The 13,089-nt window shown below is 64.0% G+C and carries 13 protein-coding genes; 9 read left to right on the plus strand and 4 right to left on the minus strand.

The window, feature by feature from the left end:
* Positions 1-4: 4 nt before the first annotated feature.
* From bchY to dxs, 9 genes are all read left to right on the plus strand, one after another.
* Entirely contained in the window at positions 5-1,585 is a 1,581-nt protein-coding gene (bchY, locus tag KUV65_RS09440) for a chlorophyllide a reductase subunit Y (protein ID WP_222189954.1), read from the plus strand.
* Complete coding sequence (gene bchZ / locus KUV65_RS09445; RefSeq protein WP_222189964.1) at positions 1,585-3,066, plus strand: chlorophyllide a reductase subunit Z; 1,482 nt, start codon at positions 1,585-1,587, stop codon at positions 3,064-3,066. The genes bchY and bchZ overlap by 1 nt, the downstream gene beginning before the upstream one ends.
* Positions 3,059-3,277: a cytochrome PufQ gene (gene pufQ / locus KUV65_RS09450; protein WP_222189966.1), complete on the plus strand. Its 219-nt coding sequence runs from the start codon at positions 3,059-3,061 to the stop codon at positions 3,275-3,277. The genes bchZ and pufQ overlap by 8 nt, the downstream gene beginning before the upstream one ends.
* 216 nt (positions 3,278-3,493) lie before the next feature.
* Entirely contained in the window at positions 3,494-3,643 is a 150-nt protein-coding gene (gene pufB / locus KUV65_RS09455; protein WP_222189968.1) for a light-harvesting antenna LH1, beta subunit, read from the plus strand.
* A 15-nt stretch (positions 3,644-3,658) separates the two neighbouring features.
* Positions 3,659-3,823: a light-harvesting antenna LH1, alpha subunit gene (gene pufA, locus KUV65_RS09460; protein WP_222189970.1), complete on the plus strand. Its 165-nt coding sequence runs from the start codon at positions 3,659-3,661 to the stop codon at positions 3,821-3,823.
* 134 nt (positions 3,824-3,957) lie between these two features.
* Positions 3,958-4,860: a photosynthetic reaction center subunit L gene (gene pufL / locus KUV65_RS09465; protein WP_222189972.1), complete on the plus strand. Its 903-nt coding sequence runs from the start codon at positions 3,958-3,960 to the stop codon at positions 4,858-4,860.
* Positions 4,861-4,863: 3 nt separating this feature from the next.
* Positions 4,864-5,868, plus strand: coding sequence for a photosynthetic reaction center subunit M (gene pufM, locus KUV65_RS09470; RefSeq protein ID WP_222189973.1), 1,005 nt, complete (start codon positions 4,864-4,866; stop codon positions 5,866-5,868).
* Between the two features lie 3 nt (positions 5,869-5,871).
* Positions 5,872-6,975: a photosynthetic reaction center cytochrome PufC gene (pufC, locus tag KUV65_RS09475; protein ID WP_222189975.1), complete on the plus strand. Its 1,104-nt coding sequence runs from the start codon at positions 5,872-5,874 to the stop codon at positions 6,973-6,975.
* Positions 6,976-7,144: 169 nt separating this feature from the next.
* Positions 7,145-9,070 carry a 1-deoxy-D-xylulose-5-phosphate synthase gene (gene dxs / locus KUV65_RS09480; RefSeq protein ID WP_222189977.1) on the plus strand — a complete coding sequence of 642 codons (1,926 nt, stop codon included), beginning with the start codon at positions 7,145-7,147 and terminating at the stop codon, positions 9,068-9,070.
* A 67-nt stretch (positions 9,071-9,137) separates the two neighbouring features.
* On the opposite strand, the gene idi is transcribed toward dxs, so the two are convergent.
* Genes idi through chlG form a run of 4 tightly spaced genes read right to left on the minus strand, consistent with a single transcriptional unit; the run spans position 9,138 to position 13,052 of the window.
* Entirely contained in the window at positions 9,138-9,668 is a 531-nt protein-coding gene (idi, locus tag KUV65_RS09485) for an isopentenyl-diphosphate Delta-isomerase (RefSeq protein WP_222189979.1), read from the minus strand.
* On the minus strand, positions 9,665-10,846 hold the full coding sequence (locus KUV65_RS09490; RefSeq protein WP_259548629.1) for a geranylgeranyl diphosphate reductase: 1,182 nt from the start codon (positions 10,844-10,846) through the stop codon (positions 9,665-9,667). The genes idi and KUV65_RS09490 overlap by 4 nt, the downstream gene beginning before the upstream one ends.
* Positions 10,847-10,848: 2 nt before the next feature.
* Positions 10,849-12,138 (minus strand): BCD family MFS transporter, encoded by a 1,290-nt coding sequence (locus tag KUV65_RS09495; RefSeq protein ID WP_222189983.1) that lies wholly within the window; start codon positions 12,136-12,138, stop codon positions 10,849-10,851.
* Positions 12,135-13,052, minus strand: a complete 918-nt coding sequence (gene chlG / locus KUV65_RS09500; protein ID WP_222189985.1) for a chlorophyll synthase ChlG — start codon at positions 13,050-13,052, stop codon at positions 12,135-12,137. The genes KUV65_RS09495 and chlG overlap by 4 nt, the downstream gene beginning before the upstream one ends.
* Positions 13,053-13,089 lie beyond the last annotated feature (37 nt).

Here is a 13,089-nt window from a genome sequence, read left to right on the forward strand (position 1 = left end):
GACCATGACGGACGAGATCAGATACGACGACGCCGACACGGCCGAGATCATCCGGGGCGAATCCCGCGATGACCGCGCCGCTGCGGCGGTCCCGTCTCTGCCTCAGGGGGACGGGATGGGCTGCCACGCTGGTGCGGCCGAAATGGAAAAAGCCGCCCGCATGGCCGGCAAATCCGAAATCCTCGATCAGTATGCTGCCGACTATCCGCAAGGCCCGCATGACAAGCCGCAGTCGATGTGCCCGGCTTTCGGCAGCCTGCGCGTCGGTCTGCGGATGCGCCGTGTGGCGACGATCCTGTCCGGGTCGGCCTGCTGCGTCTACGGGCTGACCTTCGTGTCGCATTTCTACGGGGCCCGCCGCTCGGTCGGCTACGTCCCGTTCAATTCCGAGACGCTGGTCACCGGGAAACTCTTCGAAGACATCCGCGATGCCGTGCACGAGATGGCCGATCCCGAGCGTTACGACGCCATCGTGATCACCAATCTTTGCGTGCCCACCGCATCGGGTGTGCCGCTCCGGCTGTTGCCGGACGAAATCAACGGGGTTCGGATCGTCGGCATCGACGTTCCGGGCTTTGGGGTGCCGACCCATGCCGAGGCCAAGGATGTCCTCGCGGGATCGATGCTCAACTATGCCCGACAGGAGGTGGAGGCCGGCCCAGTGCAAGCCCCTGTCTCGGGTAAATCAGACCGTCCGACAGTTACGCTGTTGGGCGAAATGTTCCCTGCGGATCCGATAGGAGTCGGAGGGATGCTCGCGCCACTCGGTCTGGCGGCAGGTCCGGTCGTTCCCTGCCGTGAGTGGCGCGAGCTCTATGCCGCGCTGGATAGCGAGGTGGTGGCCGCGATCCACCCCTTCTACACCAGCGCCATCCGCGAGTTTCAGGCCGCCGGCCGCACCATCGTGGGTTCTGCCCCGGTCGGGCATGACGGCACCGCAGCCTGGCTTGCCGCGATCGGGGAGGCCTATGGCGTCGCCGCCGACAAGGTCGCCGCCGCCCAAAACGCGTTCCTGCCCGCGATCAAGGGCGCGCTCTCTGCCGCGCCGATCAAGGGCACGATCACGCTCTCGGGTTACGAGGGCAGCGAATTGCTGGTCGCACGACTGCTGATCGAAAGCGGGGCCGAGGTTCCTTACGTTGGAACCGCCTGCCCGAAAACGCCGTGGTCCGCGCCTGATGTCGAATGGCTCGAGTCCAGGGGCGTCAAGATCAAGTTCCGCGCCAGCCTCGAAGACGACTGCGCCGCGATGGAGGCGATCCAGCCGGACCTGGCCATCGGCACGACCCCGGTCGTCCAGAAGGGCAAGGAACTGGGTATTCCCAGCCTCTACTTCACCAACCTGATTTCCGCCCGTCCGCTGATGGGTCCGGCCGGTGCCGGGTCGCTCGGGCAGGTCGTGAACGCCGCCATGGCGAACAAGGCGCGCATGGATCACATGCGCGAATTCTTCGAGGGCGTGGGCGAGGGTGACACCGCCGGGATCTGGGAAGGCTCCCCGAACCTGCGGCCCGACTACCGTGCCCAGCATCAGAAGAAGCTGGATAAACTCGCCCGTGCGGCCAAAGCGCAGGAGATGATCTGATGCTCATTCAAGATCATGATCGCGCTGGAGGCTACTGGGGTTCGGTCTATGCCTTTACGGCGGTGAAGGGCCTTCAGGTCATCATTGACGGCCCTGTCGGCTGTGAAAACCTGCCAGTGACATCGGTCCTGCATTATACCGATGGCCTGCCGCCGCATGAGCTGCCCATCGTGACCACCGGCCTGGGCGAGGAAGAGCTTGGCCGCGACGGCACCGAGGGCGCCATGAAGCGGGCCTGGGACGTTCTGGACCCGGCCCTGCCAAGTGTCGTTGTCACCGGGTCGATTGCCGAAATGATCGGCGGTGGCGTCACGCCCATGGGCACGAACATCCAACGGTTCCTGCCGCGCACCATCGACGAAGACCAATGGGAAAGCGCCGATCGCGCGATGACCTGGATCTTCACCGAGTTCGGCATGACCAAGGGCCGGATGCCCCCGGAAAAGAAACGCGAAGAGGGGGCCGCCCCGCGCGTGAACATCCTCGGGCCGATGTACGGCACGTTCAACATGCCGTCCGACCTGCACGAGATCCGCCGCCTGGTCGAAGGGATCGGCTGCGAGGTCAACATGGTGATGCCGCTGGGCAGCCACCTGGCCGAGATGCGGAACCTCGTGAATGCCGACGTGAACATCGTGATGTATCGCGAGTTCGGTCGCGGCTTGGCCGAGGTGCTCGGCAAGCCCTACCTGCAAGCGCCCATCGGCGTGGACAGCACGACCAAGTTCCTGCGCAAGCTGGGCGAGTTGACGGGCCTCGACCCCGAACCCTTCATCGAGCGCGAGAAGCACTCGACGATCAAGCCGATCTGGGATCTTTGGCGCTCGGTCACGCAGGACTTCTTCGCCACGGCCAGCTTCGGCATTGTCGCGAACGAAACCTACGCGCGCGGCGTGCGCAACTTCCTCGAAAACGACATGGGCCTGCCTTGTGCCTTCGCCGTGGCGCGTTGCGCCGGGAAGAAGACCGACAACGAGCAGGTCCGCGCCATGATCAGCCAGAAGCGCCCATTGGTGCTGATGGGGTCGATCAACGAGAAGATGTACCTCGCCGAGATGAGCGCGGGGCATGGGCCGAAACCGGCCTTCATTCCCGCCAGCTTCCCGGGCGCCGCGATCCGCAGGGCTACCGGAACGCCCTTCATGGGCTACGCGGGCGCGACCTACCTGATCCAGGAGGTCTGCAACGGCCTGTTCGACGCGCTTTTCCACATCCTGCCTCTCGGCAGCGAGATGGACAGCGCCGAGGCGACGCCGACGACACTCCGCCGCGATTTCCCGTGGGACGAGGACGCGCAGGCGCTTCTCGACCGGATCGTGGCCGAACACCCCATTCTGACGCGCATTTCCGCGGCCAAGACGCTGCGCGATGCGGCCGAGAAGGCCGCGCTGGCCAGCGGTGCCGAGCGTGTCCAACGCAATACGGTCGAGGCGCTTGCGCCCGCCGGCTTCGAGTTCACCGAGGGAGACCACAATGACTGACATGACCTCGAACACTCCCGGTACGCGGCACAAGCCGCCCAAAACGGAGTTCATGATCTACTTCGCGATCATCTTCGTGGCGACGTTGCCTCTCGCGCTCCTGACTTGGGCGCTGGCCGCGATCCGCACCGGAAGCATGACCGACAAAGGGCCGATCAAACGCGCCTGGAGCCAGGCGCGGATCATCACACCGATGATCTTTACGGCCTGAAGAATACTGCCAAACCTGCCGTTCAGAGCCGCTTCAGACCCGGCTGGCAGAGCAAGGCACCACGACAAACTCGGCGTGACGACCGGAGCCGAGACTGAGTTCATTCGAGACGTAGCCATGCTGCGGTTCGGATGGAATGCCGGCAGGGCAATGAGGCCTTGTCGGGGCCCGGCCGCGGGGTTCGCGGCATCAGTCTAACGTTCCGGAGGAAAGTTTATGGCTGACAATACCGACCTGTCCTTCACGGGTCTGACCGACGAGCAGGCCCAGGAGCTGCATTCGGTGTATATGAGCGGGCTCTGGCTGTTTGCGGCCGTTGCCGTCGTCGCCCATATCGCCACGTACATCTGGGCCCCCTGGTTCTAAGGAAGGAGCGACAACATGGCTAAGTTCTACAAGATCTGGCTCATCTTCGACCCGCGCCGCGTGTTCGTGGCCCAGGGTGTGTTCCTGTTCCTTCTGGCTGTGATGATTCACCTCGCGGTGCTCTCGTCCGGCCTGAACTGGATGGAAAATGCCGCCGCATCGGCGGGCTTCGGCGGCTGATCGCCGGACCCGTCCCGTGTTTGCGGGAGTCTGACAAATGCCGCGGGCGGGTTTACGCCCGCCCGTGGCGATCCGACGAAAAAACTGACGGCTGACCGTAACGGGGACACGCCGCCACACGCGGAGACAGACGCATGGCTTTGCTAAGCTTCGAGAAAAAGTATCGCGTCCGCGGAGGGACGCTGATCGGCGGCGATCTGTTCGACTTCTGGGTGGGCCCTTTCTACGTGGGGTTCTTTGGGGTCACGACAGCATTTTTCGCCGTTCTGGGAACGGTTCTGATCCTTTGGGGGGCGGCCATGCAAGGCACGTTCAACCCCTGGACGATCAACATCGCACCCCCTGACCTGAGTTATGGTCTCGGGATGGCGCCTTTGATGGAAGGCGGCCTGTGGCAGATCATCACGATCTGCGCCACCGGCGCATTCATCAGCTGGGCCCTTCGCGAGGTCGAAATCTGCCGCAAGCTGGGGATCGGGTATCACGTACCCTTTGCCTTCGCTTTCGCCATCCTTGCCTATGTGACGCTGGTGATCTTCCGCCCGCTTCTGATGGGTGCCTGGGGCCACGGATTCCCGTACGGGATCTTCAGCCACCTCGATTGGGTGTCGAATGTCGGCTACGCTTACCTGCACTTCCACTACAACCCGGCTCACATGCTGGCGGTGACGTTGTTCTTCACCACCACGCTGGCGCTCGCGCTGCACGGTGGCCTGATCCTGTCGGCAGCCAACCCCGAAAAGGGTGAGGAGATGAAGACGCCGGATCACGAGGATACCTTCTTCCGTGATTTCATCGGCTATTCGATCGGCACGCTGGGTATCCACCGTCTCGGCCTGCTTCTGGCCATTGCGGCGGTGTTCTGGAGCGCGGTCTGCATCATCATTTCCGGCCCGGTCTGGACGTCCGGCTGGCCCGAGTGGTGGAACTGGTGGCTCGACCTGCCGATCTGGCCCGAACCGAGTGTCGTCTATGACAGCACCGGCATGGCCACCATCGGCACCGAAGCCTCCGCCACCGTGATTGGGGGAGAGTGAATCATGGCCTACTTCGAATACCAGAACATCTTCACCCAGGTGCAGGTTCAGGGCGAGCCCGAGATGGGCATGGAGCTCAAGGAGAACGTGCTGGGTGGGGGCCGCACCAAGGGTGCGACGCATTCCAGCCTGCTCGGCTGGCTGGGCAATGCACAGCTTGGCCCGATCTACCTGGGCTGGGCCGGCATCACCAGCCTCGCCACCGGCTTTGCGTGGTTCTTCATCGTCGGCTTCAACATGCTGGCGCAGGTGGGATGGTCCATCCCCGAGTTCCTGCGTCAACTGTTTTGGCTGGCGCTGGAACCGCCGGGACCGGAATGGGGCCTCAGCTTCCCGCCTCTCAATGACGGGGGCTGGTACATCATCGCGAGCTTCTTCCTGCTCGTCTCGGTGATGGCCTGGTGGGTGCGCACCTATCTGCTGGCTGTCCAGCACAAGATGGGCAAGCACATCGCATGGGCCTTCCTGGCCGCGATCTGGCTGTTCCTCGTCCTTGGCCTGTTCCGTCCCATCCTGATGGGATCCTGGAGCGAGGCGGTGCCCTACGGCATCTTCCCGCACCTCGACTGGACCACGGCCTTCTCGATCCGCTACGGGAACCTCTACTACAACCCGTTCCACGCGCTTTCGATCGCATTCCTCTACGGCTCTGTCCTGCTCTTCGCGATGCATGGCGGCACCATCATGGCCGTGACCCGCTTCGGCGGCGACCGGGAGTTGGAGCAGATCGTCGACCGTGGCACGGCCTCCGAGCGGGCGGCGCTGTTCTGGCGCTGGACGATGGGCTTCAATGCCACGATGGAAGGCATTCACCGTTGGGCCTGGTGGTTCGCGGTCCTGACCCCCATCACGGGTGGTATTGGCATCCTTCTCACCGGGACCGTCGTGGACAACTGGTTCATCTGGGCCCAGGAACACAACTTCGCCCCCGAACATCTGGGCGCCTATGGCTACGAAGCCTACGGGTCGTACAGTGACTTCGGCGGCATCGCCCCGACAGGAGAGTGAGCCATGTTACCCAAGTGGTTTAGCAACTGGGACCGGGAGAATCCCACCAATATCTTCGGCCCCGCCATCGCGGTCGGTGTCGCAGGATCGGCGGTGTTCGTGGCGGCGATGCTCGTCACCTGGGGTCAACCCTTCGCAACAGACAGCATGCAGACCGGCCCCCGTGGGTCCGGTATGCACGTGGCCGAATTCCTCACGGATCTGGAGGCCGGCGATCCAACGGTGGCGGGGTTCTTTACCTCGGAACCGGTGGTCCCAGCTGAAGGCGCCGAGACGGCCGGTGCTGCCATCGATGGGGCCGAACCGTTGTTGGCTGATCTTTCGGTCGACAACTACAACCGGCTGATCGAAGCCATGCGGAGCTGGACGGGCATTCCCGATCTGCTGGAGCCGGGTCTGGAGAACTACCAGACCACGGTCGCCCGGCGGATGATCCAGATGACCCAGAACATCAACCAGAACTGGGCGGCACACGTTCAGGTGAACGCAGAGGTGGGTGTGACCTGTTACACCTGCCACCGCGGGCAGCCCGTGCCGAACAACATCTGGTACCGGGTCAGCCCCGTGAACGAAAGCGTCGCGGGCTGGAGCGCCAACCAGAACCGTGTGACGATGGTGTCGAACTTCACGTCGTTGCCTTCCGACTACCTCGAGCATTACCTGCTCGAGAATGACGAAGGCAGCTACAACATCATCGGTGTTCACGATCTGGCCAGCCGCGTGCAGCAGCAGCCGGGCGACCCGCTGATCCAGCAGGCCGAACGGACCTACGCGTTCATGAACTACATCTCGAACTCGTTGGGTGTGAACTGTACCTTCTGCCACAACACGCGGGCGTTCTACGATGCCGCGCAGGTGACCCCGCAATGGGCCACCGCGACCCTCGGGATCGCCATGGTTCAGGAAATCATCGCGGATTACCTGCTGCCCTTGCAGGAGGTTCTGCCGGAAGAGCGCCTTGGCCCGGTCTACGCCGACATGCCTCTGGCAGCCTGTCGCACCTGTCACCAGGGCGAACAGCAGCCGCTCAATGGCCTGAACGTGATCCGCAACTGGCCCGAGCTGGCTGTCCTTGACGGCGAGCCGGACTACTCGGCCTTCGAGTGAGCCATGCGGGCCGCGGCCCATAGCAGGATTGACCGCGGGCGGGATGCCCCGCCCGCGGATCGCAAGGACCCTTACGTCCCTTCGTGAGGTTAACTGGACCGCGGGCGGGATTCAGACCCTGTCCGCGGCTTTTTCGTCTCTGACGAGCAGGTTCGGGAGGACCTGAAGAATGACCGACAGACCGCAAACCCCCGTTCTCGACCGAGTGACCTATCCCGCCGATCTGCGGCGGCTGAGCGACCCCGAATTGAAACAATGCGCCGACGAATTGCGCGCCGAGGTGATCTCGGCCGTGTCGGAAACCGGCGGGCACCTTGGATCGTCCCTTGGCGTTGTCGAACTGACCGTGGCGATCCATGCCGTGTTCAACACGCCCTATGACAAACTGATCTGGGACGTTGGCCATCAGTGTTATCCGCACAAGATCGTCACCGGACGCCGTGACCGGATCCGGACCCTGCGCCAGAAAGGCGGCCTGTCCGGCTTCACGAAGCGCGCCGAAAGCGACTACGATCCGTTCGGCGCGGCCCATAGCTCCACCAGCATTTCCGCCGCCCTGGGTTTCACCATGGCGCGTGAACTTGGCGAGGCGACGGGCGACGCGATCGCGGTGATCGGCGATGGCTCGATCAGTGCCGGCATGGCCTACGAGGCGCTCAACAACGCGGGCGATTATGGTCGTCGCCTGTTCGTGATCCTGAACGACAACGAGATGTCGATCGCCCCGCCAACCGGCGCGATGTCGCGCTACCTGTCGAACCTTGCGACCAATTCGCCCCTCGCGGCGTTGAAGGATATTGCCGACGGGGTCGCACAACACCTGCCGGAGCCGCTACGCCAAGGGGCGGAACGGGCGCGCGAGTTGGTGACGGGCCATTCGAAATCCGCCACGCTCTTCGAGCACCTGGGCTTCACTTATCTGGGGCCGGTCAACGGGCATGACATGGGCGAGTTGTTGTCCGTGCTGCGCGCCGCAAAGGCGCGGGCCACCGGGCCGGTTCTGATCCACGCGGTGACCGTGAAGGGCAAAGGCTACGCGCCCGCCGAAGGGGCCGACGATTGCTACCACGGGGTCGCGAAATTCGATGTCGCCACGGGCGCGCAGAAAAAGTCGAAACCCAACGCCCCCAGCTACACGGGCGTCTTTGGAAAGACCCTGACACGCATGGCAGAGACTGATTTACGCATCGTGGGCGTGACGGCAGCCATGCCGGGGGGCACTGGCCTCAACGTCCTGCAAAAGGCGATGCCCGGGCGTGTGTTTGATGTGGGTATTGCCGAGCAACACGCCGTGACGTTCTGCGGCGGCCTGGCGGCTGGCGGTCTGAAACCGTTCTGCGCGATCTATTCCAGCTTCCTGCAGCGCGGGTATGACCAGATCGTGCACGATGTGGCGCTGCAGAACCTGCCGGTGCGTTTCATGATCGACCGGGCGGGCCTGGTGGGGGCCGATGGCCCGACCCATGCCGGCGCGTTCGACATCAGTTTTCTCGCCGCCCTGCCCAACATGACGGTGATGGCCTGCGCCGACGAGGCGGAACTGGTCCACATGATGGCGACGGCTGCGGCCCATGATGACGGGCCGATCGCCTTGCGGTATCCGCGCGGCGAGGGCGTGGGTGTGGACATGCCCGAGACTGGCGAAGTCCTGGAAATCGGCAAGGGTCGCGTCATTCAGGAAGGCCACGATGTCGCGATCCTGTCCTTTGGCGCCCACCTGTCCGAGGCGCGCGAAGCCGCCAAGGAACTGGAGGCCAAGGGCCTGTCCGTGACGGTTGCCGACGCACGCTTCGCCAAGCCGCTTGACACCGACCTGATCGACCGGCTGGTTGCGGGCCACACGGCGCTGGTGACCGTAGAACAGGGCTCCGTCCTCGGGTTCGGGGGGCTGGTTCTGCATCATCTGGCGGCGACAGGGCAACTCGATGGACGGTGCCAGGTACGAACCATGCACCTGCCCGATCGCTTCATCGAGCAGGCGAGCCCCGCCGACATGTATGCCGATGCGGGGCTTACGGCGGCGGATATCGCGGGCACGGCCCTGCAGGCGATGGGCGTGTCGGTCGCAATCTTCGCGGGGCAAGCCTCGGCCTGAGTGCGCCGTTTCGAGATATGAAAAAGGCCGCCCAAGGCGGCCTTTTTTGTTGGATTAATAAGCGGTTTCAGACCGGGTCGGCCGCAGTGAAGATCTTGGTCGCGTGATCCCGCAGGTAGATCTGCAACCACGGGGTAAAGCCCTCGGGCTTGCGCGTGACCTCTTCGGCCAGCGTGTCCAGCGGGTGCCAGATCGTGTCCATCACCTCGTCGGGGTTGGGCTTGGGCTCCACGCCACTGGGCAGTTCGCCCACGAAAATATCGACGACCTCATGCTCGATCAGGCCCCCGCCAACATCGGCCCGGTATTCGACCGTATCGCGATACTCCAAAGTCACATCGGTCAGGCCAAGTTCTTCGGCCAAACGACGACCGGCGCAATCGAGGCTGTCTTCCCCCCAGAACGGGTGCGTGCAGCAGGTATTCGCCCAAAGCCCGGGCGTGTGATACTTGCCCATCGCCCGACGTTGCAGGAGCACGCGCCCCTCGCGCATGAGGAAGACGGAAATCGCCTTGTGCCGCAGGCCCTTCACATGGGCTTCGAGCTTTTCGACGGGGGTCAGGCGGCCATCCACCCAGGTGGGGATTTCGATCGTCATATGCGTGTCGCCGGGACAATGCCGGCCAGATGAGACAGGTTCTTCAGCCCGATCTTGATATGCGCCATCGGCCGGGCCTTGACCAATTCCTTGTTCATATAGGCCTCGAAGGTCAATTGTTGAACATCGATGTCGTGGCAGAGGCTGACGAAACGTTCGCGCCGTTCGTCGGATTTGTAATAGGCGTCCTGCATCGCGCCGAGCACCTTGAAGACGTTCTTATGCTCGCGCATGAACAGCTTTCGGGCGAGTTTCAGGTCGCGGATCAGGCCGGTTTGCAGCTTGGCGGCGGCGGCCGTTGCGGCGCAGCGTCCACCCGCCATCGCGTAGTAGATCCCTTCGCCCGACGAGGGGGCGACAACGCCGGCGGCATCGCCGGCCAGGACCACGTCACGCCCGTTGTCCCACTCATCCAGCGGCTTCAGCGGAATCGGTGCGCCCTCGCGCCGGATGGTCTTGCAATCCTGCAGGCCGGCGGCCACGCGCAGGTCCGCGGTGGCCTTTTTGACGTCGACGGATTTGACCATCGAGCCCATGCCGACGCTGGCGGATTTCCCGTGCGGAAAGACCCAGCCGTAGAAATCGGGGCTGATGCGCCCGTCATAGATCACGTCGCAACGGGCCGGGTCGTAGTCGCCGACAGGGCCGGGGGCTTCGATGATCTCGTGATAGGCGATGACGTAGGGGATCTTGTCGCCGCCCTTGACCTCGGTGCGGGCGACATTGGACCGTGCGCCGTCGGCGCCGATCACGATCTTGCAGGTCAGGGCCCGATCCTCGCCCGTGGCCTTGTCGCGGTAATGGACATGGGTGCCATCGGCATCGCGCGTGATGCGGGTGTAGGTGCCAGTGACGCGTTCGGCCCCGGCCTCGGCGGCGCGGACACGCAGGAACTCGTCGAAATGTTCGCGATCCACCATGCCGACAAAGCCGTTCTCGATGGGAATGTCGACCTTGCGACCCGACGGAGAGATCATGCGCGCCGTGGTGATCTTGGCAACGAGCTGTTCGTCGGGAATGTGGAAATCGCGGATCAGGCGTGGGGGAATCGCCCCGCCACAGGGTTTGATCCGTCCATCCCGGTCGAGAAGGGCCACCTTGTGCCCGGAACGCGCCAGATCTTCCGCGGCGGTCGCGCCAGACGGCCCGCCCCCCACAACGACAACATCGTAGAGCATGGTCATTCTCCCGGAACGGCGACCCCGTTCGGGGTCATGGCAGGGTGACGCTCCATCACGCGCAGGGCCATGTAGGCCGACGCGATGTAGAGGAGCGCTTCGAAAAGGAATACGGCCCCGAAGGCGGTGGGGTCGGCCATGAAGCCGCGCATGACATCGACCATCGCGGCCCCGGCCAGCCCGCCAAAGCCAGCGGCGATCGCCTGTGCCGCACCCCAAAGGCCCATGCGGGTGCCTTCACGGGCGCTGCGGCCTTCACCGGCCAGCGCCATCATCGAGCCGATGGCCGCCACGGCGAACATGCCGTTGAAAAAGCCCATCAGGACCACGGCAGGCATCAACGGCGCCTCCGGCCCGATCTGGCCGAGCATGGTGATCAATCCAAGCGCGCCGGCCGAGCCGATGCAGCCGGCGATCACCCAGGCCTTGAGCGAGCCGAAGCGCAGCGCGGTGCCCGCGACGCCGACAAGAACCATGCCAAGGAACACGCCGCCATTCTGCGCACCCGAAAGAGAGGTGGATTGGCCGGGCGTGAACTCGAAAACGAGGCCGGAATAGGGTTCGAGGATCAACTCCTGCATGAAATAGGCGGTCATGCTGAGGAAGACGAAAATGGTGAAATGGCGGGCCTTCCGTTCGGCCCAGACCTCTTTCATACCCTCGATGAACGGGGCAGCCTCAGGCTCGGCCCGGGCGACGACGGTCCGTTCAATGCCCCAGACGGCCAGGCAGGTTACGACGAAGGCAAGCCCGGTCACAGTGGCGACAACCTGCATCAGGCGCATCGGCGTGTACGGATCGAGGAACTGGCCCGAGACACCGGCGGTTACGGCGATGCCCACGATCATCATCAGCCAGGTGATCGTGGCGGCAGCCGGGCGGCGGTGGTCGGCGGTCGCGGTCGCCAAAAGCGCCAGAAGCGATGTGCCCGAGGCGCCGACGCCGACACCGATGGCGGCATAGGCGAGGATCGACGTGATCAGCCCGAGGGTGAAATTGCTGTCCATCAGCACGACGCCATAGGCGGCCGACAGACCGCCAATCGCCAGGATTCCCATGCCCCCGATGATCCAACGCGTGCGATGCCCGCCCGTGTCGGACTTGTAGCCCCACTGCGGTCGCGTGATCTGGATGCTGTAATGCAGGGCCACCAGCAGGCCGGGCAGAACGGCGGGTAGCGCCAGTTCCACCACCATAAGCCGGTTCAGGGTCGATGTCGTCAGAACGACAATGGCCCCGAGCGCCATCTGCACGAGGCCAAGCCGAACGATTTGCAACCAGGAAAGCGTCATGGCCAGGCCTCCAGGCTTCTGATGGCGAAGGCCGTGATCATCATGCCGGAGACGTATAGCGTGACACCGGTGCCGTTATACCACGGGGCCTTGCCCTTCGGGTCCTTCAGGAGAACCCGCATCGCGTAAAATTGCAGAAGCAGCGAAACGATGATCGCAACCGCATACCACGGGCGATCCCACGAGAAGAGGAGCGCGATGACGATCATCTGCGGCACGGTCATGACGACGCAGGCCAGTTTCGCCGCACGCTCGGGGCCCATCGTCACGGGCAACGAGTTCACGCCCATCTGACGGTCGCCTTCGAGCGCCTTGAAATCGTTGAGTGTCATGATGCCATGCGCGCCGATCCCATAGAGCAGCGCGACGATCACCACGGGCCATGCAGGGGCCCCCGCAGACAGAACTGCCGCGCCGGTGAACCAGGGCAGCGACTCGTAGGACAGGCCGACAAGGCCCGGTCCCCACCAGCCGGATTTCTTGAGGCGGACAGGCTCGGCTGAATAGGCCCAGGCGGCCAGAACGGCGACGACCGTCGCGCCCCATCCCCACGGGCCGAGCGCCAAGCCAATGACCAGGGCCAGCGCGGACATGAATAGCGCGATCCAAAGGCCCCAACGGCCCGGAATGCGTCCCGATGGGATCGGACGGTGAGGTTCGTTGATCGCGTCCACGTGGCGGTCGCACCAGTCATTCGCGGCCTGGCTCATGCCGCAGACGACGGGACCGGCGAGGAAGACGCCCAGGCCAAGGGCCAACCAATGCCCCGAGGGGGCAACACCCGCACTGATAGCGCCGCACAGATAGGCCCACATGGGCGGGAACCACGTGATGGGTTTCAGCAGGGTGAGAACCGCCTTCGGCTCCGGCAGTTTTCGCGGCTGAGTCTGGCTGAGGTCGGTCGTTACACTCATGACTGTCAGGATAAGTTGACAGTATGCGACTCGGCAA

The sequence above is a fragment of the Maritalea mobilis genome, from assembly GCF_019800885.1.
Lineage (GTDB): Bacteria > Pseudomonadota > Alphaproteobacteria > Rhodobacterales > Rhodobacteraceae > Roseibacterium > Roseibacterium beibuensis.